Annotated in this window: 19 protein-coding genes, 1 tRNA gene and 1 pseudogene; 9 read left to right on the top strand and 12 right to left on the bottom strand. The window is 70.1% G+C overall.

Annotated features, from left to right (window positions below; translation table 11 throughout):
- Positions 1–51: 51 nt before the first annotated feature.
- Complete coding sequence (locus QFZ75_RS28750; protein WP_307541467.1) at positions 52–957, bottom strand: hypothetical protein; 906 nt, start codon at positions 955–957, stop codon at positions 52–54.
- Positions 958–1143: 186 nt separating this feature from the next.
- On the opposite strand from QFZ75_RS28750, the gene QFZ75_RS28755 reads away from it, so the two are divergent.
- The 6 genes and pseudogenes from QFZ75_RS28755 to QFZ75_RS28780 all read left to right on the top strand — a co-directional run bounded on the left by QFZ75_RS28755 (position 1144) and on the right by QFZ75_RS28780 (position 9473).
- Positions 1144–1953 carry a trypsin-like serine protease gene (locus tag QFZ75_RS28755; RefSeq protein WP_307541469.1) on the top strand — a complete coding sequence of 270 codons (810 nt, stop codon included), beginning with the start codon at positions 1144–1146 and terminating at the stop codon, positions 1951–1953.
- A 766-nt stretch (positions 1954–2719) separates the two neighbouring features.
- The gene (locus QFZ75_RS28760; protein ID WP_307544860.1) at positions 2720–3058 is read left to right on the top strand and encodes a chorismate mutase; all 339 of its coding nucleotides are present in this window, start codon (positions 2720–2722) and stop codon (positions 3056–3058) included.
- Positions 3059–3209: 151 nt separating this feature from the next.
- Positions 3210–3650, top strand: a pseudogene (locus QFZ75_RS28765) (two-component system response regulator); the annotation flags it as partial.
- 138 nt (positions 3651–3788) lie between these two features.
- Positions 3789–6305 (top strand): aminopeptidase N, encoded by a 2517-nt coding sequence (pepN, locus tag QFZ75_RS28770; RefSeq protein WP_307541471.1) that lies wholly within the window; start codon positions 3789–3791, stop codon positions 6303–6305.
- A gap of 259 nt (positions 6306–6564) precedes the next feature.
- Positions 6565–8043 carry an aspartate aminotransferase family protein gene (locus QFZ75_RS28775; RefSeq protein WP_373465959.1) on the top strand — a complete coding sequence of 493 codons (1479 nt, stop codon included), beginning with the start codon at positions 6565–6567 and terminating at the stop codon, positions 8041–8043.
- A complete protein-coding gene (locus QFZ75_RS28780) occupies positions 8040–9473 on the top strand; it encodes a lysine N(6)-hydroxylase/L-ornithine N(5)-oxygenase family protein (RefSeq protein WP_307541473.1) in 1434 nt (477 codons plus the stop codon). The genes QFZ75_RS28775 and QFZ75_RS28780 overlap by 4 nt, the downstream gene beginning before the upstream one ends.
- Before the next feature lie 45 nt (positions 9474–9518).
- Here QFZ75_RS28780 and QFZ75_RS28785 read toward each other — a convergent pair whose 3' ends face one another.
- The gene (locus QFZ75_RS28785; protein WP_307544863.1) at positions 9519–11327 is read right to left on the bottom strand and encodes a bifunctional UDP-sugar hydrolase/5'-nucleotidase; all 1809 of its coding nucleotides are present in this window, start codon (positions 11325–11327) and stop codon (positions 9519–9521) included.
- A 179-nt stretch (positions 11328–11506) separates the two neighbouring features.
- Between QFZ75_RS28785 and QFZ75_RS28790 the strand changes: the two genes are divergently transcribed.
- Entirely contained in the window at positions 11507–12196 is a 690-nt protein-coding gene (locus tag QFZ75_RS28790; RefSeq protein ID WP_307541475.1) for an SIMPL domain-containing protein, read from the top strand.
- A 142-nt stretch (positions 12197–12338) separates the two neighbouring features.
- Entirely contained in the window at positions 12339–13775 is a 1437-nt protein-coding gene (gene pyk / locus QFZ75_RS28795) for a pyruvate kinase (protein WP_307541476.1), read from the top strand.
- A 10-nt stretch (positions 13776–13785) separates the two neighbouring features.
- Here the strand turns inward: pyk and QFZ75_RS28800 are convergent, their stop codons facing one another.
- Both QFZ75_RS28800 and QFZ75_RS28805 read right to left on the bottom strand, forming a co-directional pair.
- The gene (locus tag QFZ75_RS28800; RefSeq protein ID WP_307541477.1) at positions 13786–14547 is read right to left on the bottom strand and encodes a transcriptional regulator; all 762 of its coding nucleotides are present in this window, start codon (positions 14545–14547) and stop codon (positions 13786–13788) included.
- A 106-nt stretch (positions 14548–14653) separates the two neighbouring features.
- Positions 14654–14728, bottom strand: a tRNA-Leu gene (locus QFZ75_RS28805).
- A gap of 103 nt (positions 14729–14831) precedes the next feature.
- Between QFZ75_RS28805 and QFZ75_RS28810 the strand changes: the two genes are divergently transcribed.
- On the top strand, positions 14832–15491 hold the full coding sequence (locus tag QFZ75_RS28810) for an ANTAR domain-containing response regulator (RefSeq protein ID WP_307541478.1): 660 nt from the start codon (positions 14832–14834) through the stop codon (positions 15489–15491).
- Between the two features lie 92 nt (positions 15492–15583).
- Here the strand turns inward: QFZ75_RS28810 and QFZ75_RS28815 are convergent, their stop codons facing one another.
- The 8 genes from QFZ75_RS28815 to QFZ75_RS28850 all read right to left on the bottom strand — a co-directional run bounded on the left by QFZ75_RS28815 (position 15584) and on the right by QFZ75_RS28850 (position 23204).
- Positions 15584–16300: an ABC transporter ATP-binding protein gene (locus QFZ75_RS28815; protein WP_307541479.1), complete on the bottom strand. Its 717-nt coding sequence runs from the start codon at positions 16298–16300 to the stop codon at positions 15584–15586.
- Positions 16297–17193 carry an ABC transporter ATP-binding protein gene (locus tag QFZ75_RS28820; protein ID WP_307541480.1) on the bottom strand — a complete coding sequence of 299 codons (897 nt, stop codon included), beginning with the start codon at positions 17191–17193 and terminating at the stop codon, positions 16297–16299. Before QFZ75_RS28820 ends, QFZ75_RS28815 begins: the two co-directional genes overlap by 4 nt.
- A gap of 5 nt (positions 17194–17198) precedes the next feature.
- A complete protein-coding gene (locus QFZ75_RS28825; RefSeq protein ID WP_307541483.1) occupies positions 17199–19028 on the bottom strand; it encodes a branched-chain amino acid ABC transporter permease in 1830 nt (609 codons plus the stop codon).
- Between the two features lie 5 nt (positions 19029–19033).
- The gene (locus tag QFZ75_RS28830; protein ID WP_307541485.1) at positions 19034–19966 is read right to left on the bottom strand and encodes a branched-chain amino acid ABC transporter permease; all 933 of its coding nucleotides are present in this window, start codon (positions 19964–19966) and stop codon (positions 19034–19036) included.
- Positions 19967–20078: 112 nt separating this feature from the next.
- Entirely contained in the window at positions 20079–21311 is a 1233-nt protein-coding gene (locus QFZ75_RS28835) for a branched-chain amino acid ABC transporter substrate-binding protein (RefSeq protein ID WP_307544865.1), read from the bottom strand.
- A 280-nt stretch (positions 21312–21591) separates the two neighbouring features.
- Complete coding sequence (locus QFZ75_RS28840; protein ID WP_307541487.1) at positions 21592–22122, bottom strand: Tat pathway signal sequence domain protein; 531 nt, start codon at positions 22120–22122, stop codon at positions 21592–21594.
- Positions 22123–22220: 98 nt separating this feature from the next.
- Positions 22221–22652 carry a hypothetical protein gene (locus QFZ75_RS28845; protein ID WP_307541489.1) on the bottom strand — a complete coding sequence of 144 codons (432 nt, stop codon included), beginning with the start codon at positions 22650–22652 and terminating at the stop codon, positions 22221–22223.
- A gap of 63 nt (positions 22653–22715) precedes the next feature.
- Positions 22716–23204, bottom strand: coding sequence for a PaaI family thioesterase (locus tag QFZ75_RS28850; protein WP_307541490.1), 489 nt, complete (start codon positions 23202–23204; stop codon positions 22716–22718).
- Positions 23205–23228: the final 24 nt, after the last annotated feature.

Here is a 23228-nt window from a genome sequence, read left to right on the forward strand (position 1 = left end):
GCGGGGACGGAGGCACGGGCGGTTGCCGGTGCCCCTGTCCGGGAACCGGCCCTAGGTGTCGCACTCCAGCACCGTCCGGCACAGGCCACATCGCGCCCGGACCCGTCCCCGGACCTGCACCCGGATGCGCTGATGACAGGTCGGACAGGGGAACGAGACCCGCAACGGCCCCCGCCCGTCCGGCGTGAACGCGTACGCGGTGCCGCCGGTGCCCGCCCGCGCGACGGCGTGCGTACGCTCCTGCGCGTGGCGGCGGTCCTTCGCGTACCGGCGGCGCCCCGCCCACCCGGCCGCCGTCAACGGCGGCTGCCGTTCGTCCTCGCGGGCCCGCGCCAGGCCCTTCGTGTACGCGGTGTACGCCTGCGCGCTCGTGAACCAGACGGCCGGGTCCTCCCCGAACGCCAGGGACCGCTTGGCCAGCACGTACCCGAACTCCTCAGGCGTCAGATAGCCGAGCTTCTGCGAGGACGACGCGTCCTCCCGGTACGCGTCGAGCAGCAGCCAGCCCGCGCCCAGGTACGTCGTCGCCGTGTCGGTGAGGATCTCGTTGTCCCGGGTGCCGGGGAAGGACAGGCCGAGGCGGTGCAGGTAGACGTGCATGACCTCGTGGGCCAGCGCGGCCCCGATGTCACGGCGGTGGGTACGGAAGCGGTCGTTCAGCTCGATGAAGTACTCCGGGCCCGCGGCGAGCTCGACGTTCGCCGCGAACTCCATCTCCCGGAAACCCACGATCATGCGGGCGTCCGGCAGCCGGAAGTGCCGCACCAGCTCGCGGGCCACCCGCTGGGTCCCCAGATGCAGGTCGTCCGTGTCGCGGAACGCCACGTCGACGGGGGCCACACTGGAGGCGAACGCGTGGATGGTGTCGTACGAAAGCCGCTTGTACAGCGCGGTGACCGCCGCCCGCACCGTCTCCAGGTGCGGGTAGCCGTGCTCGACCGGACCGCCGTTCGTCACGCCCGCACCCCCAGAGAGGTCCAGAACCCCGTTCCACCTTAAGGGGACGCGAGCGGATTCTCGCGGGTCGGGTTCCCCGCCGGGTGCGTGACATCCGCCCTTGCCCCACACGTCGCACGATCTTCATACTTCTGTGCACCCTTCCGCGTGCCTTTCGGCACGCCAGACCTTTCCGCACAACTCCTCATGAAAGGGAACCTGTTGACCCACAGCACGCTCGCTCTGCTCCGCAGACCCGCCTTCCGGCGGGCCGCGGCCGTCGCCGCCGTCGCCCTCGCGACCGCCAGTCTCCAGCCTGTCGCCGCGCACGCCGCGCCCACTCCGGTGGTCGGCGGCGCGCCCGCCGCGCAGGGTGAGTTCCCGTTCATGGTCAGCTTGTCCATGGGCTGCGGCGGCTCGCTCTACAAGAAGGACGTCGTCCTGACCGCCGCGCACTGCGTGGGCGGGTCCGGCAGCACGACCCGGATCACCGCGACCGCCGGGGTCTCCGACCTCGGTGCCGCCGGCGCGATCAAGGTGAAGTCCACCAAGGTCGTCCAGGCGCCGGGCTACAACGGCAGCGGCAAGGACTGGGCGCTGATCAAGCTCGCCCAGCCCATCGACCTGCCGACGCTGAAGATCGCCACGAGCACCCGCTACAACAGGGGGACGTTCACCATCGCCGGGTGGGGTGACACCGCGGAGAACGCGAACACCGGTTCCACGAAGTTGCTGAAGGCCAAGGTGCCGTTCGTCTCCGACCCGAAGTGCAAGCGGCACTACGGCGCCCGGCTGATCGCCGGGCAGGAGATCTGCGCGGGAATTCCGCGGGGCGGGGTGGACACCTGCCAGGGGGACTCCGGCGGGCCCATGTTCCGCAAGGACGACGCCGGTAAGTGGATCCAGGTGGGGATCGTCAGCTGGGGCGACGGGTGTGCCCGGCCCCTGACGCCCGGGGTCTACACCGAGGTGTCGACGTTCGCCGACGCGATAGCCCGGGCTGCGGCGGCGCTCTAGCCGTCCGGCCCGGTGGTGGAGGGGGGCGGGTGTTCGCCGGTTTCGGCCGGGGGCGCCCGTCCTTCTTCGTCCGCGGGCGTGTCGTGGCCGGTCGCGCGGTTCCCCGCGCCCCGGAGGACTGTCTCAGGGCGTCGGGGTGATCAGCCGCGGGGGCGCCGCCGACGCCGGCGCGGCCCGCGTCGGCTCCGGACGCATCGTCCACGACGCCCGCCACGGCAACCCCCTCCTGGAGGCCGGGACCGGCGCCGCCGGCCACGAACTCCTCGTCGCCCTGCGCCGGGCCCGCGCCGCCACCGCCCCCGACGGCGCACGGGTCCTCCAGGTACTCCAGCTCCTCCAGACCCTCACCCTCGCCCGCGGCGCCTGCGAACCCCTGAGCGTCGCCGACCACGCCGCCCGGCACGGCATGGCCCCCGCCGCCCTGCACACCGCCGCCCTGCCCCCCGCCGCTCTGCGCACCGCCGTCCGCCGCGGTGCCGGCCGCAGCCCCAAGGACTGCCCCCCGGGTGTCCGCCTCGGCCGCGCCAAGGAGCTCCCCGCCGTCACCGGACTCCCCGTCGCCGCCGTCGCCCGGCACGTCGCCCACGACGACCCGCCCGCTCCTCTTGCCTGTTCACCCGCCGTGCCGGCACCGCGCCCGTGCGCTTCCGCGGGCAGCGGGACCGCACCGTCCCCGCGGCCGGAGCGATCTGGTCCCCGACCCCGGCCACCCACCGACGACCGAACGGCTGCACAGCGCCCGAGGCACGCCGTAGGGTTGGCGCCCATGACCACCAGCAACACCGACAACACGGGCGCGGTCGCCTCGGACGTCCGCGCCGAACTCGCCCGGCTGCGCGAGAGCATCGACAACATCGACGCCGCCGTCGTCCACATGGTCGCCGAGCGCTTCAAGTGCACCCAGCAGGTCGGACACCTCAAGGCCGCCCACCAACTGCCGCCCGCCGACCCCTCCCGCGAGGCCCAGCAGATCGCCAGACTCCGCCGACTGGCCGAAAACGCCAACCTCGACCCGGCCTTCGCGGAGAAGCTGCTGAACTTCATCATCGCCGAGGTCATCCGCCATCACGAGCGCATCGCGGAGGACGCCGGCCCCCGGCAATGACCCCTCCCGCACACCGGAACGCCCCAATTGCCGGGCCCTGAAACGACCCGTCCCCCCGGCGCGCGGACCGGATTGAGGCATCCTGCGCCAAGTGCTCCCCGCCGTCCTGATCGGACATAAGCTGTTCTTCCAAGCGAGGGGACTTCGCTCCATGCCGCCGGACGCCAAGATCCTCATAGTCGACGACCACAAGGACACGCTGTACGCGCTGGAAAGCGCCCTGGCCCCCCTCGGCTACCAGCTGACGCGGGCGACCACCGGCGACGACGCGCTGAAGGAAGTCCTGCGCGGCCGGGTCGGCCTGCTCGTCCTGGACGTACACATGCCCGGAGTCGGCGGTCTCGACGTCGTCCGCTACATGCGCGGCGTGGAACAGACCCAGCTCATCCCGGTCATCCTCGTCACCGGCTTCGGCACGGACACCGAACTGGCCTCCACGGCCTTCCGGCTCGGCGTCGCCGACCTCGTCACCAAACCCATAGACCCCTGGATCCTGCGCACCAAGGTCCGCTACCTGTACGACTCCCACCAGCGCCACCAGTCCCTGGAGAGGGAGATCCGCGCGTTACGGGCCCTCGTGAAGGGCTACGAACCCAGCGACCGCTGAGCCCCACATCCCCCCGGTCGCCCCAGTGGTCGTTCCCGTCGTCCCGCCGGGGGCGTACGGGGCCGGGGGCGCGCGGCCGGCGGACCGGGCCGCCCCTGTGCCGGGCTCCGCCCATCAGGCAGCATGGCACCCATGTCCGTACTGACGCGCGACGAAGCGCAGACCCGTGCCACACTCCTCGACGTCCACCGCTACCGGATCGAACTCGACCTGACGCGCGGCGACGACACCTTCGACTCCCTCACCACCATCGCCTTCACGGTACGCGGGGACCTCGCCGGCGGGGACACCTTCGTCGAGCTCAAGCCCGCCGAGCTGCGCTCCGCCACCCTCGACGGACACCCCCTCGACCCGGCGACGCTCCACGAGAACCGGCTGCCCCTCACCGGTCTCGCCGCGGGCCCCCACGAACTGCGCGTCGACGCCGCCATGCGCTACTCCCGCACCGGCGAGGGCATGCACCGCTTCACCGATCCCACCGACGGCGAGACCTACCTCTACACGCAGCTGTTCATGGACGACGTGCAGCGCGTCTTCGCCGCCTTCGACCAGCCCGACCTCAAGTCCGTCTTCGAACTCTCCGTGACGGCACCCGACAACTGGACCGTCCTCACCAACACCGTCACCGCCCACGACGGCGACGGAACGTGGCAGGCCGCACCCACCCCGCCGATCTCCACCTACCTCGTCGCCGTCGCCGCCGGACCCTGGCACTCCGTGCGCACCGAACACCGCGGCCTGCCCTTCGGCATCCACTGCCGCCGCTCCCTGGCCCCTCATCTGGACGCCGACGCCGACGAGATCCTCGACATCACCCGCGCCTGCTTCGACCGCTACCACGAGAAGTTCGAGGAGCCCTACCCCTTCGACTCCTACGACCAGGCGTTCGTACCCGAATTCAACGCCGGCGCCATGGAGAACCCCGGCCTCGTCACCTTCCGCGACGAGTTCGTCTACCGCTCCGCCGTCACCGACACCGAACGCCAGACCCGCGCCATGGTCATCGCCCACGAGATGGCCCACATGTGGTTCGGCGACCTCGTCACCCTGCGCTGGTGGGACGACATCTGGCTGAACGAGTCCTTCGCCGAGTACATGGGCTACCAGACCCTCACCGAGGCCACCCGCTTCACCGACACCTGGACCGACTTCGGCATCGTCCGCAAGGCCTGGGGCTACGACGCCGACCAGCGACCCTCCACCCACCCCGTCGCCCCCGACCCCGAGGCCGTCCCCGACACCGCCTCCGCCCTCCTCAACTTCGACGGCATCTCCTACGCCAAGGGCGCCTCGGCCCTGCGCCAACTCGTCGCCTGGCTCGGCGAGAAGGACTTCCTCATCGGCATCAACACCCACTTCGCCCGCCACAAATTCGGCAACGCCACCCTCGCCGACTTCATCGAGTCCCTCGCCGCCGGCACCGAACGCGACGTCCACGCCTGGGCCGACGCCTGGCTGCGCACCACCGGCGTCGACACCCTCACCGCGACCGTCACCGCCGAACCGGGCCAATGGGCCCTCACCGTCGACCGGGAGGGCAGCCGCCCCCACCGCGTCACCATCGGCGTCTACGACCGCGACCTGAACGACGGCCGCGCGCTCGTCCTGCGCGAACGGTACGAGACGGACCTCCCGCAGAACCCGTCCACGTCCGCCCGGCCCCGCCCCGGCACCCGGCCCGCCCTCGTCGTCCCCAACGACCTCGACCTCACCTACGCCAAGATCCGCCTCGACGACGTGTCCGGGGAAACCGCCCTGCGCGGCATCTCCGGCATCCCCGACGCCCTCACCCGTGCCGTCCTGTGGAACACCCTGCGCGACATGGTCCGCGACGGCGACCTCGCCCCCGCCACCTACCTGGAGACCGCCCGGGCCCACCTCCCCGAGGAGACCGACCTCGCCGTCGTCCAGGGCGTCCTCACCTTCGCCGCCACCCAGGTCGCCGACCGGTACCTGCCCGCGCACGAGCGGCCCACCGCCCTCGCCACCCTCACCTCCCTGTGCCGCGACCTGATCCGCCGCACCGAGGACGGCGACAACCCCGGGCTGCGCCTCGTCGCCGTACGCCACCTCATCGACGTCGCCGCCCGGCCCGACATCATCAGCGCCTGGATCTCCGAGGGCACCGTCCCCGGCGGACCCGAACTCGACCCCGAACTGCGCTGGCGTATCCTCGGCCGGCTCGCCGTCCTCGGCGCCGTCGACGACGCCGTCATCGAGGCCGAACTCGTCCAGGACCCCAGCGCCACCGGCCAGGAGGGCGCCGCCCGCTGCCGCGCCGCGCTGCCCGACCCGGCCGCCAAGCAGGCCGCCTGGGAGGCGATGTTCACCGGCGACGACCTGTCCAACTACCTCTTCACGGCCACCGCCCGCGGCTTCTGGCAGCCCGAACAGGCCGATCTGGTACGCGACTACGTGCCGCGCTACTTCGAGGACGCCGTCGCCCTCGCCGCCCGCCGGGGCCCCGCCATCGCCGAGGCCGCCGGCCGCTGGGCGTTCCCCTCGTACGCCATCACCCAGGAGACCCTGTCCCTGGGCGAACGCTGCCTCGCCGACCGCGACCCGACCCCCGCCCTCCGCCGCAAACTGACCGACCAACTCGACGACCTGGCCCGCGCCCTGCGGGTCCGCACGCGCTAGTCGGACAACGCCCCGAGCCCCGCCCCCACCACGGGGAGCGGGGCTTTGGCGTGCGCGGGCACGGGCGCATCCCTGCCTTCAGGGGCGCGGGGAACCGCGCGATCGACCCCCACCGGCCCGCACCCGGCGTCCGACCCGCAACGCCTTTGCCAAACACCACGTACCTCTTTCGGGTGCAGATCGGTGAACCCCCCGGCGCGGCGCGCGAAACGCGACAACCTGAAACCACGCCTACGCCCAGGCGTCATGCCCACGCCCCATGCCCGTGCCCCACACCCCGCAGCGCAGCGCCCCGCCGGAGAACAGAATGAGCCCGCTCGCCTCAGGCCCCCACGGCCAGGACACCCTGCGACCGCTGCTCGACACCGTGCTCGACGCGCTCGGCGCAGGCGCGGCCGCCCGGGGCGGCCCCCTCCCCGCCGGCGGCCCCGCGGAAGTCGCCGCCCGCCTCCGCGAAGCCCTCGGCGACCCCCTCCCGGACGACGGCGACGAACACGCCCTGCACACCCTCGTGCACGCCCTCGCCGCGGGCGCCGCGGACCCCGCCCACCCCCTGTGCACGGCCCACCTCCACTGCCCGCCCCTGGCCGTCGCCGCCGCGGCGGACCTCGCCGCCTCCGTCCTCAACCCGTCCCTCGACTCCTGGGACCAGGCCCCCGCCGCATCCGAACTGGAAGCCCTCGTCACCCGGGCCCTCGCCCACGAGGTCTATCCCCCCGACGGCGACACCACCCCGGCCCTCCGGGCCCCGGCCGCCCAGGCCCCGGTCACCCCCGACGCCCTCGTCACCACCGGCGGCACCGAGTCCAACCAGCTCGCCCTCCTCCTCGCCCGCGAGAAGCACGGCCACGTCCAACTCGTCCAGGCCGAGGGCGCCCATCACTCCCTGCACCGCGCCACCTGGCTCCTGGGCCTCCCCGAACCGGTCACCGTGCCCGCCCCCGCCGGCACCATGGACATCGCCGCCCTGGACCAGGCCCTCACCGCCCTCACCGGCCCACCCGGCAGCCTCCTCGTCGCAGCCACCGCCGGCACCACCGACGCGGGCCTCATCGACCCGCTCCCCGAGATCGCCGACCTCTGCGAACTCCACGGCGCGCGCCTGCACATCGACGCCGCCTACGGCGGAGGCCTCCTCCTCAGCGACCGCCACCGCCCCCGCCTCGACGGCCTCGCCCGCGCCCACACCGTCACCCTCGACCTGCACAAACTCGGCTGGCAGCCGGTAGCCGCAGGCATCCTCGCCGTCCGCGACCGCGACGATCTCACCGCACTCGGCCACCACGCCGACTACCTCAACGCCGACGACGACACCGAAGCCGGCCTGCCCGACCTCCTCGGCCGCTCCCTGCGCACCAGCCGCCGCCCCGACATCCTCAAGATCGCCGTCACCCTCAAGGCCCTCGGCCGCCGAGGACTCGGCGCACTCGTCGACCAGGTCTGCGCCCGCGCGGCCGAACTCGCCGAACTCATCGACCACCACCCGCACCTCGACCTCTACGACCACCCCACCATCAGCACCGTCCTGTTCCGGCCCACCGGCGCCACCGACGACACGGTCGCCGCCGTCCGCCGCACCCTCCTCACCGAAGGCCGCGCCGTCCTCGGCCGCGCCCGCCCCGACGGCCGCCTCTGGCTCAAAGCCACCCTGCTCGACCCGCACACCGGACCCGGCGACCTCGCCGCACTCCTGCACCTCGTGGAACTCGCAACCGTGGAAGGACACACCGCACGATGAGGCCGACGCCACCCCCCACCCCCGCCGCACCCCCCGCCCGCCGCGAACCCGAAGCACCCCGCGACCTCGTCGGCATCGGCATCGGCCCCAGCAACCTCTCCCTCGCCGCCCTCGCCCACCCCCTCACCGAACTCGACACCGTCTTCTACGAACAGCGCCCCGCCTTCGACTGGCACCCCGGCCTCCTCATCGAGGGCACCACCCTCCAGGTCCCCTTCCTCGCCGACCTGGTGACCCTCGCCGACCCCGCCAGCCCCTGGACCTTCCTCAACTACCTCAAGACCCGCGAACGCCTCTTCCCCTTCTACTTCGCCGAGCGCTTCCACATCCACCGCGCCGAGTACGCCGCCTACTGCCGCTGGGTCAGCGACAGCCTCCCCGGACTCCACTTCGGCCACCAGGTCGACGCCGTCCGCTGGAACCACGAACGCGACGTGTTCGAAGTCGACTTCACCCAGCTCGACAGCGACGGCGAAGCGGAAGCCCTCGGCCGCACCCACACCAGGAACATCGCCCTCGGCATCGGCACCGCCCCCCACATCCCCGAACCGCTCAGACCCCTCGTCGAGGCCCCCGGCGTGCCCGTCCTGCACGCCGCCGACTACCTCCAGCACCGCGAACGGCTCCTGAGCGCCGAGCACATCACCGTCATCGGCTCAGGACAGTCCGGCGCCGAGGTCTACCTCGACCTCCTCAAGAACCGCCCCGTGGGCCGGGAGAAGATCCACTGGCTCGCCCGCACCGAGGCCTTCGCCCCCATGGAGTACTCCAAACTCGGCCTCGAACACTTCACCCCCGACTACACGCACTACTTCCACGCCCTGCCCGAGTCCGTACGCGACCGGCTCGTCCCCGCCCAGTGGCAGCTCCACAAGGGCATCGACGGCGACACCATCACCGCCATCCACGACGAGCTCTACCGCCGCACCCTCCACGGCGGCTGGCCCGACACCGTCCTCACCCCCGGCGTCCTCGTCCGCACCGCGGGGCGCATCGCCACCACCAGGATCGAACTGCACCTCGAACACGTCGAACAGGGCAGCAGGTCCCGGCTCACCACCGACGCCGTCGTCCTCGCCACCGGCTACCGCGAACGCCCCCTCGACCGCATCCTCGCCGGCCTCGACCCCTACCTGCGCCGCGACGCCTCCGGCCGCCCCCGGATCGACGCACAGCACCGCCTCGTCCTCGACCCCGCCGTCGCCGGCGCCGTCCACGTCCAGAACGCCGAGAGCCACACCCACGGCGTCGGCGCCCCCGACCTCGGCCTCACCGCCTGGCGCAGCGCGAACATCCTCAACTCCCTGACCGGCAAGGACCCCTACCCCCTGCCCGGCCGCACCGCCTTCACCACCTTCGGACTCGCCCCCCAGCCCCGCATCCCGTCCGCCAGACGACCGAGGTCCCTCACACCACTGGTGGCCGACTGAACATCAGCCGGCCACCGGTGACCCCACACCCCCGCACGCACACGACTAGAAGACAGGCGTGCCCTCACGCGTCAGCTTCCAGTCCACCGACGCGAACTGCGCCGGGTCCAGCGAACCCTTCGCCGTCACCCACTCCGCGATCCGCGTACGGATCTCCGTCGACTCCGCCCACAGCTCCTTCGCCGACGCCACGTGCGGGAAGGCACCCCCACCGTTCGCCCGGTAGTTGTTCACCGCGAACACGAACTGCCGCGCGTCGTCCAGCGCCGCACCGTCGTAGGAGAGGTTCTTGATCCGCGACCCCGCCGGCTGCGCGATGTCGATGTCGTACGAGACCCCCGACACGTAGTCGTAGTTGTAGTCCGGCCGGTTGCCCGCGTTCGTCAGCTTCTCCACGTCGACCACCGCACCGGCCGCCGTCCGCACGAAGTACTCCGCCGAGAACTCCAGGTACGCCCGCACCTGCGCACCCGTCATCAACTTCGCGACCAGCGTGTTGTCGTACACGTACAGACCCGACAGATCCCGGATCGTCACGTCCCCCGCCGGGATCTCCGACGTCCGCGAGAACGGTGACGCCTGCGACAGCACCGGCAGCGACGCGTACTCCGTACCCGCCAGCGCCGCCCTGACCACGTCCTCCTGCACCTTGTTGATCAGGTCGATGATCGGCGCGTCCTTGTAGCGCGCGTCCACCGTCGTCAGCGTCTGCGTCGCCGTACCGACCACCTGGTTGACGTACGCCACGACCACGGCGTGCTCGTCCTTCAACAACTTCGTGATCTTCGGGTCGTCCGCCACCGAGTTCGAGTTGCGGACCGACGCCGCCACCGACTCGACCGTCCACCGGCCCTTCTCGAAGACCAGCTCGAAGTCGAACAGCGACAGCCGCTCCGCGTACGCCAGCGGCTCCGACAGGACGACCGTCCGCCCCGTCCTCGCGTTCGTCACCTTCAGCTCGGGAATCTCCACATGCGCGTGCCCGACCAGGATCGCGTCGATCCCCGGCACCTGCTGCGCCACCAGCGCCGCCGAATTCTCCACGTACGGCAACTGGTCACCGTACGACGACGTACCCGACGAACCCGAGTGCGCCGACACGACCACCACGTCCGCGCCCATCGACCGCAGCTTCGGCACCCACTTCGCCGCCTGCTCCTCAAGACCCGGGAAGACCAGCTTGCCCTGCACGTACGCCTTGTCCCAGATCGCGATCCCCGGGTTCGTCAGACCCAGCACCGCCACCTTGACCGGCGGAGCACCCTTCACGTGGAACTTCTTGATGAAGTACGGCGGGAAAGCCGGCTTCAGCGTCTTCGCGTCCAGCGCGTTGGCGCCCAGCAGCGGAAAACGGCACTGCTGCTCGAACTTCCGCAGCGTCTCGATCCCGTAGTTGAACTCGTGGTTGCCCAGCGCCACCGCGTCGTACCCGATCGCGTTCATCGCCTGCGCCATCGGGTGCACGGGACCGCCCTTGGCGGTGATCGGATCGACCTTCGCGTAGTAGTACGTCAGCGGCGTGCCCTGGATCGTGTCACCCGCGTCCAGCAGCAGCGTGTTCTCGCGGCCCTTCTCCTCGCGCACCGCGTTCACCAGCGTCGAGATACGCGCCAGACCCTGCGCGTTGCCCGCCGCGTCCTGGTACTCCGCGTCCTTGAAATAGTCCCAGTTGAAGACATGGCCGTGCAGGTCCGTCGTGCCCAGCACCGTCAGCGAGTACCGCTTCGGCTTCGGCTTCCCGTGCCCCGTCGCCACCGCGGCCTGCGCACCCGGCGCCGCGGCCGTACCGGCCAGGGCGACCCCCGCCCCGGTCACGGCGGACTTCTTCAGGAACTTCCGGCGGTTCAACGGCATGGCGGGCTTCTCCTCGGAGGAACGGTCGACGACGCGCGTAGATGTCAACGGACGCGCGTAGATTCTGACCCGATCACGCCATACGGCGACACCCCCCGCAGGTTTCGATCTGATGACCTCCGGACACCGGCGCCCCCACCCCACTGACCCCGGACGCCCCCGGTGCAAGAGTGGGGGACATGACCCCCACCCCCTACGGCACCCCCGACACCCCCCGGCTCGCCGTCCGCGGCGAAGCACACCTCGAGGTCGACCCCGAGATCGCCCGCATCGGCATCACCGTCCAGGCCCGCGGCACCGACCGCCGCGAGACCCTCGCCGACCTCACCCGCCGCAACACCACCGCCCTCGACCTCCTGAGGACCTACACGGACGCCGTCGAGAAACTCGAGACCGGCACCTTCTCCCTCAGCCCCGAACTCACCAAACACGGCCGCGGCGAACGCGTCCGCTCCTACCAGGGCAGCGTCCACATCACCGCCGACCTCACCGACTTCACCGCCCTCGGCGAACTCACCACCCGCCTCGCCGACCTCGACCTCACCCGCGTCGACGGCCCCTGGTGGACCCTGCGCCCCGACTCACCCGCCCACCGCGAAGCCCGGCAGCACGCCGTACGCGAAGCCGTCCAGCGAGCCCGCGAATACGCCGAGGCCCTCGGCACCACCCTCACCGCCCTCGTCGAACTCGCCGACATCGGAGCCGAGAACGCCCAGCCCTACGGCATGGAGCCCCACTCCCGCTCCCTGCGCACCAAAGGCTTCGACGCCGCCCCCGAAGAACCCCAGATCCTCGACCTCGAACCCGAACGACAGCACGTGTACGCACAGGTCAACGCCCGCTTCACCATGGCACCACCCGCGCTCTAGCCGCCTCCGGCAAACCTTCGCCATGCTCACCGGAGCGCCGCCGTGCACAGTTCAACCCTTGTCAATTCCCCTTCACCCGGAGCTCGTTGAGTAGTCACGCAGTGCCAATTCCCTACCCACTGGTAAGGCCTACCCTCGTACCATGCGCCGAGCCAAAATCGTCTGCACCCTCGGACCCGCCACCGACTCGTACGACCAGATCAAGGCACTGGTCGACGCCGGAATGGACGTGGCCCGCCTCAACCTCAGCCACGGCGGCTACGCCGAGCACGAGGAGCGCCACCGACGTGTGCGCAAGGCTGCCGACGAAACCGGCCGCAACGTCGGCATCCTCGCCGACCTTCAAGGCCCGAAGATCCGGCTCGGCCGCTTCACCGAAGGCCCCGTACTCCTCGAACGCGGCGACACCTTCACCATCACCGTCGAGGAAGGCGCCCAGGGCGACCGCCAGACCTGCGGCACCACCTACTCCGGCCTCGCCGCCGACGTCACCACCGGCGAACGCATCCTTGTCGACGACGGCAAGGTCTGCCTCGAAGTCACCTCCGTCGACGGCCCCCGCGTCCGCACCACCGTCATCGAGGGCGGCATGGTCTCCGACAACAAGGGCCTCAACCTCCCCGGCGTCGCCGTCTCCGTCCCCGCCCTCTCCGGCAAGGACGAAGCCGACCTCCGCTGGGCCCTGCGCACCGGATGCGACGTCATCGCCCTCTCCTTCGTCCGCAGCGGACGCGACATCGACGACGTCCACCGCATCATGGACGAAGAAGGCCGCCGCCTCCCCGTCATCGCCAAGATCGAGAAACCGCAGGCCGTCGACACCATCGACGGCATCGTCGCCGCCTTCGACGGCATCATGGTCGCCCGCGGCGACCTCGGCGTCGAGATGCCCCTCGAACAGGTCCCGATCGTCCAGAAGCGCGCGATCACACTGGCCCGGCGCAACGCCAAACCGGTCATCGTCGCCACCCAGATGCTCGACTCCATGATCGACAACTCGCGCCCCACCCGCGCCGAGGCCTCGGACGTCGCCAACGCGGTGATCGACGGCACGGACGCCGTGATGCTCTCCGGCGAGACCAGCGTCGGCAAATACCCCGTCGAGACGGTCCGCACGATGGCCCGCATCGTCGAGGCCGCCGAGGAGGACGTCCTGGCGAAGGGCCTCCCGCCCCTCACCGAACAGAACAAGCCCCGCACCCAGGGCGGCGCCGTCGCCCGCGCCGCCGCCGAGATGGGCGACTTCCTCGGCGCGAAGTTCCTGGTCGCCTTCACGCAGAGCGGCGACACGGTCCGCCGCCTCTCCCGCTACCGCTCACCCATCCCGCTCCTGGCCTTCACCCCGGACGAGGCGACCCGCGCCCAGCTCAACCTGACCTGGGGCGTCGAGACCCTGCTCGGCCCGCACGTCGACTCCACGGACGCGATGGTCGACCAGGTCGACGAACTGCTCCTGGCGCACGGCCACTGCCGAAAGGGCGACGTCGTGGTCATCACGGCCGGCTCCCCGCCCGGGGTCTCCGGCTCGACGAACCTGGTCCGGGTCCACCACATCGGAGAGGACGACAGCCCGAAGTAGGCGCGGGGGTTCAGTACTTGGCCCCGACGTGGACGTCCATGAGGGCGACGGAGGCTTTACGGGCGATGGAGATGTTGCGCCGGTTCGCCTGTCTCCATTCCACGCCGACCCTGTCGAGGGCGTCGGTGAAAAGCCGACTGATGTCACTCGACGTATTGGTGAAGAAATACCGGGGATATTCGTAGAGCTTGCGCTCGCCCTTGACGAGACGGGTGGTCCAGTTGGTGATCCGGCACCCGTCGGAGTGGACGAGCCCACGGATGAAGTCCCACGAGCGGGTGTGAACGATCTCCTGTTGCCAGGGCTCCAGAGCGATGGTGCGCTCGTGCTTCTTGCCCGGACCGTGCTGGGGGAAGAAACAGGGCCAGTGCTTGCTGGCGGCGGTGACCGCGACGCAGCCGTCCTTCTTCACACGGGACACGCTGTTGTCCGGACGCGCGGAGCGAATGCCTGCTTCGCAGGCGTCGATGAGACCCGGCCAGGCGTTGTCGCACATGATGCGCAGGACGTACACGCCTCGGCGGTGCGCGTTGATGCAGCCGTCGCCGAGATAGAGGCCGAGGAGATACGCGTACGCCGCCGGATCCCCGGGTGGGCCCGGCGCACCCTGGCACCGGGGACATGGTTCACCGGCGCGCTTGAGCGGCTCGATACGGGTTTGCCATGAGCGTAAGAACGCTCGCGAGACGCCGGTCTCTTTACTGACGGAGTTCAGGCTGCGGCCCTGGCCGACCAGGGCGAGCGCCCGCTCGCGTGTGCTCATGTCGTACATGTGGCCACTGTGCGGAGCTGATCGTCTCCGCACACAGCAAAAAGCGGATGTTCACGAGAACGGGAACATCCGCTTTATTTTGGTGACCTTGCAAACCAAGGAAAAGTGCCCCGAGTCGGACTCGAACCGACACTGTATGGGTTTTGAATCCATTGCCTGCTGCCAATTGGGCTACCGGGGCCCGGTGAATCGAAGGTTTACCTCGACCCGCCGCCTGACCACCATACCGTAGCTAGGTACGCTCTTGGGAGCAGTACTTGCCTGCCCTGGAACAAGGAGCAACCGTGACCACCCCCGAGTCGCCCCAGCCCGTAGACGCGCCCGACGACGACAAGTCGCACGTGCCTCCGCTGACGACCCGTGTCGTCATCGCCGAGGACGAGGCGCTGATCCGTCTCGACCTCAAGGAGATGCTCGAGGAAGAGGGGTACTCGGTCGTGGGGGAGGCCGGGGACGGCGAGGAGGCCGTCGAGCTGGCGCGGGAGCACCGGCCCGACCTGGTCATCCTCGACGTGAAGATGCCGAAGCTGGACGGCATCTCCGCGGCCGAGAAGATTGCGGAGGAGTCCATCGCCCCGGTGCTGATGCTGACCGCGTTCTCGCAGCGCGACCTGGTCGAGCGGGCGAGGGACGCCGGCGCGATGGCGTACCTGGTGAAGCCGTTCAGCAAGAGCGACGTGGTCCCGGCGATCGAGATGGCCGTCTCGCGGTTCACGGAGCTGAAGGCGCTGGAGAAGGAGATCGAGGATCTCACCCAGCGCCTGGAGACGCGCAAGCTGGTGGACCGGGCGAAGTCGGTGCTGCAGACGGAGTACGGCCTGACGGAGCCGGCGGCGTTCCGCTGGATCCAGAAGACGTCGATGGACCGCCGGATGTCGATGCAGCAGGTGGCCGAGGCGGTCATCCAGGACGCGGACGAGAAGAAGGCCGCGAAGAACGGCTGACCGGGAGCTCCCGTCGTACGGCTGAGGCCCGCACCCCGAGTGATCGGGTGCGGGCCTCGGTCGTGTGACGAGCGGGGAGCGGGCCGCGGGGCTCAGTCCTCGCCGAGGTACGCCTTGCGGACGGACTCGTCGGTGAGGAGGTCGCGGCCGGTGCCGGAGAGCACGATGGACCCGACCTCCATGACGTGTCCCTGGTCGGCGAGGGAGAGCGCCGCCTGGGCGTTCTGCTCGACGAGGAGGATCGTCGTGCCCTGGGACTTCAGTTCCGCGATGGTCGCCATGATCTTCTGCATCATGATCGGCGAGAGGCCCATGGAGGGCTCGTCGAGCATGAGCAGTTTCGGCTGGGACATCAGGGCGCGCCCCATGGCGAGCATCTGCTGCTCGCCGCCGGAGAGGGTGCCGGCGGCCTGCTTGCGGCGTTCTCCGAGGATGGCGAAGAGGTCGTAGGCGCGCTGGATGTCCTTCTCGATGCCGGCCCGGTCGTTGCGGAGGAAGGCGCCGAGGCGGAGGTTGTCCTCGATCGTCATGCGGGGGAAGATGTGCCGCCCCTCGGGGGAGTGCGCGAGTCCGAGGGCGACGATCTCGTGGGCGGGGGTCTTCTTGAGCGACTTGCCCTGGAACTTGATCTGGCCGCCGACGGGCTTGAGGAGGCCGGAGAGGGTGCGCAGGGTGGTGGTCTTGCCGGCGCCGTTGGTGCCGATGAGGGTGACGACCTGACCGGCGTCGACCTTGAAGGAGATGCCCTTGACGGCTTCGATCTTGCCGTAGGCGACCCGGAGGTCCTCGACTTCGAGCAGTGCTGTCATCGGTCGGTCTCCTTGCGGGGCGCGGCGTCGGCCTGTGCTTCGGCTGCTTCGACCTCCGCGACCTCGGCCTGGCCGGGTGCTTCTTCGTAGGGTTCGCCGAGGTAGGCGGCGACCACGCGTTCGTCGCCCTGGACGGTGGCGCTGTCGCCCTCGACGAGTTTTTCGCCCTGGACGAGTACGGCGACGCGGTCGCAGAGGTTGAAGATGAAGCGCATGTCGTGCTCGATGACGAGTACGGCGATGCCCATGTCGCGGATGGCGAAGACGAGTTCTTCGGTGGCGCGGGTTTCCTGCGGGTTCATGCCGGCGGTGGGCTCGTCGAGGAGGAGGAGTCCGGGTTCGCTGGCGAGGGCGCGGGCGATCTCGAGCTTGCGCTGTTCGCCGTAGGGGAGGTTCCTGGCGAGGTGGTCGCGCTTGGCGGCGAGGCCGATGAACTCGAGGAGTTCCATGGCGCGTGCCTCGGACTCCCTTTCGGCCTTCTTGAAGCCGGGGCCGCGCAGGAGTGCGGACCAGAGTCCTTCTTTGGTGCGGGTGTGGCGGCCGACGAGCACGTTCTCCAGGACGGTCATGTTGGAGAACAGGCGGATGTTCTGGAAGGTGCGGGCGACGCCGGCGGCGGTGACCTTGAAGGACTGGGACGGCAGGACGGTGCCCTTGTAGCGGACTTCTCCCTCGGTGGGGATGTAGAGCCCGGTGAGGCAGTTGAAGAAGGTCGTCTTGCCGGCGCCGTTGGGGCCGATGAGTCCCACGATCTCGCCGCTGTTGACGGTGAGGTCGACGTTCTTCACGGCGGTGAGGCCGCCGAAGCGCATGGTGACGCCGCGTGCGTCGAGGACGGTCTCGCCGGGGGTGGCGCCGGGACGGGTGCCCTGGGTGGTGGTGTCGGTTGTCATCGTGGTCAGGCCCCTGCCTTGCTGAGGACTGTGGGCGCTTCGGCTTCCTCGTGGAATTCGAGCTGGCGGCGCCGGTTCGGGATGAGGCCTTCCGGTCGGAAGCGCATCAGCAGGACGAGCGCGAGGCCGAAGGCGAGGAGCTGGTAGTCGCCGAGGAACTGGAGCTTGGCGGGGATGATGTAGAGCAGTGCGGCGCCGACGAGGGGTCCGCTGATGGTGCCCATGCCGCCGAGGACGACCGCCGCGAGGAGGAAGGCCGAGTTGGGGGGTACGACGTGGGCGAACTGGTACTGCTCGGGTGTCACGGTGTAGGTGACGTGTGCCTGGACGGATCCGGCGAGGCCGGCGAGGGCGGCGCCGAGGGCGAAGGCGATGAGTTTGACGCGGAAGCCGTTGATGCCCATGGCGAGTGCGGCGGTCTCGTCCTCGCGGATGGCGACCCAGGCGCGGCCGATGCGGGAGTCACCGCTGCGGCGGAAGACGACCACGACGATCAGCGTGATGAGCAGCATCAGGAAGAAGTAGTTGGCGAAGCGCGCGATGGTGAAGCCGGCGATGCTGTGTTCCTGGCCGAAGTCGAAGCCGAGGATGTTGAGGTTCGGGATCGAGGAGATGCCGTTAGAGCCGTTGGTGATGTCGGGTCCGCTGGTGCCGTCCATGTTGAGGACGGTGATGCGGAAGATCTCGCCGAAGCCGAGGGTGACGATGGCGAGGTAGTCGCCGCGCAGCCGCAGGGTCGGGGCGCCGATGATGACGCCGAAGATCATGGCGACGGCCGCTCCGAGGAGGGCGGCGGCCCAGAACGGCAGGTGGATGTCGAAGGGGGAGGAGGGGGAGCCGGAGACCATGGCCGCGGTGTAGGCACCGACGCCGAGGAAGGCGACGTATCCGAGGTCGAGGAGGCCGGCGAGGCCGACGACGATGTTGAGGCCGAGGGCGACGGTGGCGAAGATGAGGATGTAGACGCCGATGGTCGCGTACTGGTCGTCGGACTGGGTGAAGGGGAATGCGGCGGCGGCGAGGAACGCGCCGAGCATGGTGACGTTGCGGTGCTTGGCGGTGAGGGCGGAGACGCGGTTGACGAGTCCGGCCTTGGTCGCGGCGGCGAAGCCGAAGCCCGCGGTGATGAGGAAGCCGATGAACTGTTCGTCGTACTCGGTGCCGATGCCGTAAGTGAAGACGATCAGGCCGAGGCTGAGTGCGGCGATGATGACGAGGATTTCGGCGTACGCGGGGAGCTTGTGGGCCGGGGCCCTGGTGGTGCCGGAGGCGAAGGCGGTCTTGACGACGGTGCCGGTGTGCCGCAGGCGGTGGCGGAACTGCTCCCAGCCGGTGTCGTCCGGGTCGGACGGGTCGGGCGCCGGGCGCTGGAACGGCAGGGAGAGTGCGCCGGTCAGGGCCGCCAGGGTGGCGACGGCCGCGATCCAGCCGCCGGGTTCGAGGTTGGCGAGGCCGCCGAGTTCGGAGGCGATTGCGAGGACCGTGTACCAGGCGGTGGCGAACGCGGCGAGTGCGGCGAGTTTGACGGCGCTGTCGGCGCCGGCGGGGGTCAGCCAGCGCAGGCCCTTGACTCCGTAGGAGGAGAGGGCGAAGAGCGTGGTGAGGAGGCCGCCGATGAGGACGAGGACCTGCAGGCCGCCGGGGTAGCCGTAGACGGTGAGGTCGCCGGGGAAGGCGTCCGTCCAGGTCCAGGCGAGGAAGGTGGAGACGATGGTGAGGAGGCCGCCGCCGGTGGCGAGGGCGCGTCCGATGTGGGGCGGGATGCCGATGAGTCCGGCGGTGGAGCCCGTGGGCTCCTTCGCGGGCGTCTGGGGCGCGTCGGTCTGTGTGGTCATAGGTCTCACGCCCTGTCCGCGACGCGCTCGCCGAGCAGGCCCTGTGGCCTGAAGAGGAGCACGAGGATGAGGAGTACGAAGGCCCAGACGTTGGCCCAGGACTGGCCGCCGAGCTGTTCCATGCCGGGGACGTCGGCGATGTAGGCGGTGGCGAGGGTCTCGGCGAGGCCGAGGACGAGGCCGCCGATCATGGCGCCGTAGATGTTGCCGATGCCGCCGAGGACGGCCGCGGTGAAGGCCTTGAGGCCGAGGATGAAGCCCATGCGGAACTGGACCTGGCCGTACTTGAGGCCGTAGGCGACGGCTCCGACGGCGGCGAAGACGGCGCCGAGGGCGAAGGCGACCACGATGATGCGGTCGGTGTTGATGCCCATGAGCTTCGCGGTGTCCGGGTCCTGCGCGGTGGCCTGCATGCCGCGTCCGGTGCGGGTCTTCATCACGAAGAACGCGAGGATCGCCATGCTGATGGGGGCGGCGATCAGGAGGAAGATGTCACCGGTCTGGATGGTGACGTCGCCGATCTTGAAGGGGCCGCCCTCGATCTCGGGGAAGTTGATGGACTGCTTCGCGTCGGGGTACCACGCCCACACGGCCTGCTGGAGGGCGAGGGAGAGGCCGATGGCGGTGATGAGCGGGGCGAGGCGTGGCGCGGTGCGCAGCGGGCGGTAGGCGAACCGTTCCGCTCCCACGGCGACGGTGGTCGCCGTGATGACGGCTCCGAGGAGCATCAGGGGCAGTGCGATCCACATGGTGGTGCCGTCGGGCAGCACGTACAGGTAGACCGTGAGCGCGCCGAAGCCTCCGATCATGAAGATCTCGCCGTGGGCGAAGTTGATGAGCTGGACGATGCCATAGACCATCGTGTAGCCGATGGCGACCAGCCCGTACATGGATCCCAGTAGCAGGCCGTTGACCAGCTGCTGCGGCAGTTCGTTCACCGCATGTCCTCCGAGACGTTCGGATAGTCGAGGGATGTGACCGGATGTGGGTCCGCGCGGGGCGCTTGTCCTGCAGCGCCCCGCGCGGCTCAAGAGGTGGTGCGGGTGTGGGTCAGCCGGTGTAGGTGCCGGACTTGACGGCCTTCCAGTCGCCGCCCTCGACGGAGTAGACGGTGAGCTGCTTGTTGGTGGCGTCGCCGTACTCGTCGAAGGAGACCTTGCCGGTCACGCCGTCGAAGGTGACGTTCTGCATGGCCTCGGTGACCTTGGCGCGGGCGTCGTCCGGGAGCTTGCCGTCGTTGTCCTCGACGACCTTCTTCACGGCCTCGATGATGGCCCAGCCCGAGTCGTAGGAGTAGCCGCCGTAGGCCTCGTAGGCCTCCTTGTAGCCCGCCGTCTTGTAGTTGGCGACGAACTCCTTGGCGGAGGGCAGGTCCTCGACGGGCGCGCCGACCGAGGTGGCGAGGTCGCCGGTGCCGCTGGCGCCGGCCAGCTTGATGAAGTCGGCGCTGTAGATGCCGTCACCGCCGACGAGCGGGATCTTGGCGCCCGCGGCCTTGATCTGCTTGCTGAGGGGGCCGGCCTGCGGGTACTCGCCGCCGTAGTAGACGACGTCGGCGCCGGAGCTCTTCACCTGGGTGGCGACGGCGGAGAAGTCCTTGGTCTCGGGGTCGATGTGCTGGGTCCCCACGACCTTGCCGCCGAGCTTCTTGAACTCCTCGGTGAAGGTGGCGGCCAGGCCGGCGCCGTAGGTCTTCTTGTCGTCGATGACATAGACCTTCTTCTTCTTGGCGTCGTTGAAGACGTACTGCGCGGCGAACGGGCCCTGGATGGCGTCCGTGGTCGCGGTGCGGAAGTACGACTTGTAGGGGCGCACCTTGTCGCCGCCGTTCCACTTCGTGCCCTGGGTGAGGGCCGGGTTGGTGTTGGCGGGCGAGACCTCGGTGAGCTTGGCGTCGTCGAAGACCTTCTGCATGGACTCGGCGACGGAGGAGTTCAGCGGGCCGACGACGCCGAGGACGTCCTTGTCGGCGACGAACTTGGTGGCGTTCTGCTGGCCCGAGGAGGGCTGCGCCTGGTCGTCGAGGGCTTCGACCTTGAAGGTGACGCCTTCGACGGTCTTCTCCTTGTTGGCCGTCTTGGCGGCGAGGTCCACGGAGTTCTTGATGCCGAGGCCCAGCGCGGAGAGGTCGCCGGTCAGCGGGGCGTCGACACCGATGACGACAGTGGTGCCGTCGCTGCCGGAGTCCGAGCCGCCGTCGTCGTCGCGTGAGCCACAGGCGGTGAGGGTGAGTGCTCCCGCCGCCAGCGCGGCGGTGATGGCGATGAGCGAACGTTGACGCACGATCAGCAGTCCTTTCCCTGGCACGGCCGTTCCTCGTGGAACGGGCCGAGTCGAGCGCTGGGCCGAAAATTCTTCGAATCCGATGGCGCGGTGACTGGCCGTGACTCTAAGCGGGTGGAGGGAACGTGGAGGAGAGTCTGACGAAGGCTGTGACGCTCTTGTTATGACACGAGGTAATGCAGAGCGGTACTCAGTGGGTGGATGGGCGGAATTACGACCGATTCGTCCGGTCCACATAGTGAGAACCCGCAGATCGTACGGCGGTGATTCCAGCAGTGTCCTACCGTTTTGCTAGTGACCGGAGGTCGTTGCTGCAGGCGACTTGAAGTGCTTCCGCGAAGTCGTGCGCATAGCGCTCGCCCAGGATGTAACTGTGGTCTTCTATTGCGCGCGTATTACGCAGAGTTACGTCCAGGAAAGGTAGTCCGGCGTTCTTCGGCGTATTCGCGCATTCCGTGACATTCATAGTGACAACGATCTTGTGGCCGAAACCCGTCCTCGTCCGGAAGGGCGGCTTGGGCACGGAGGTCAGGGAGAGGCCGGCATAGGGCTGCGAGATGCCCATGACGGTGACCGTGGGCCCGGGCCCGGCGGTGACCCGCATCGCGAAGGTGAAGCTCCCGCCCGGCGTGTGCGCGGGCGCCCCCTCCTTGCCCAGGTAGCGGATGTCGATGACCTGGGACGGGTACGGCACGGGGTCCGGCGGCGCCGCGTGCGGGCGGGTCGCGAAGAGGTAACCGCCCCCCGCGCAGAGCACGGCCGCGGCGGCGGACGCGAGCACGGCGCGGCGGTGCCGGGCGTAGAACGCCACCAGGCGTTCGTACGGCGGCGGGCGGCCCGTTCCCGGGGACGGCTCGGCCGCGTCCCACGCGCGCGTGCCCTCGCCCGGCTCGACCGGACCGACTCCGCTCAACTCCACGGCCCTTCACTCGGGTTGCCGTCGCGGTACCGCTCCGCGCAGCGTTCGCGCGCGGTGCGGTCGATCAGCCGTTCCGCGGCCTCGGCGCCCTTGCGCCCGCGCTCGGTCCGGGCGGCCTCCACGACGTCCGTCAGGATCTCGTACTGCCTGTTCGACAGCCCCATGGACTGGTAGTCCCCGTAGGTGCCGTCGTCCAGGGCCTTTCGCGACCAGTACGCGACGAGGCGCGCGCACACGTCCCCGGGAGGGGTCGCGGTGGCCGCCGGGGAGGACGCCGGCCCGTCGGAATCCGGCCACGAGGCCCCTGCCGCCCCGCCGGGCGCCCCGGACCCGCCGCACCCGGTGATCCCACCGGCCAGTACGCCGCTCAGGAGCGCCAGCCCCAGTGCCGGCCCCCGCCAGAAGGTTCCATCCGTCCCCATCCCCCGAAGCTAGGCCGCCGGGCGCCCGGGATCAACGCCGGGCGGGCAACGGCCACCGGCGGCTCAGTCGGCGGCGCCGACCCGCTGCGCGTCGCTCGGGCCCACGTCGCGCAGCAGGCACGTCAGCCGCGCGCTGCACACCCGCCTGCCGTCCTCGTCACTGATCACGATCTCGTACGTGGCGGTCGAGCGGCCCCGGTGCAGCGGTGTGGCCACCGCGGTGACCAGGCCGGAGCGGGCGCCCCGGTGGTGGGTGCAGTTGAGGTCGACACCGACGGCGATCTTGGAGCTGCCGCCGTGCAGCATGGCGCCGACCGAGCCGAGGGTCTCCGCCAGCACGGCGGAGGCGCCGCCGTGCAGGAGCCCGTACGGCTGGGTGTTGCCCTCCACCGGCATGGTGCCCACGACGCGGTCCGCGGAGGCCTCGACGATCCGCACGCCCATGCGCGTGCCGAGGTGGCCGGCGGAGAACATGGCGGTCAGGTCCACGCCGAGCGCCGCGTACTCGTCGATGACCTCCTGCGGGAACTTCACGTCGTGCTGCTCGCCCATGGATCCGTTTCCTCACGTCGTCGG

The organism is Streptomyces sp. V3I8 (genome assembly GCF_030817535.1).
GTDB lineage: Bacteria > Actinomycetota > Actinomycetes > Streptomycetales > Streptomycetaceae > Streptomyces.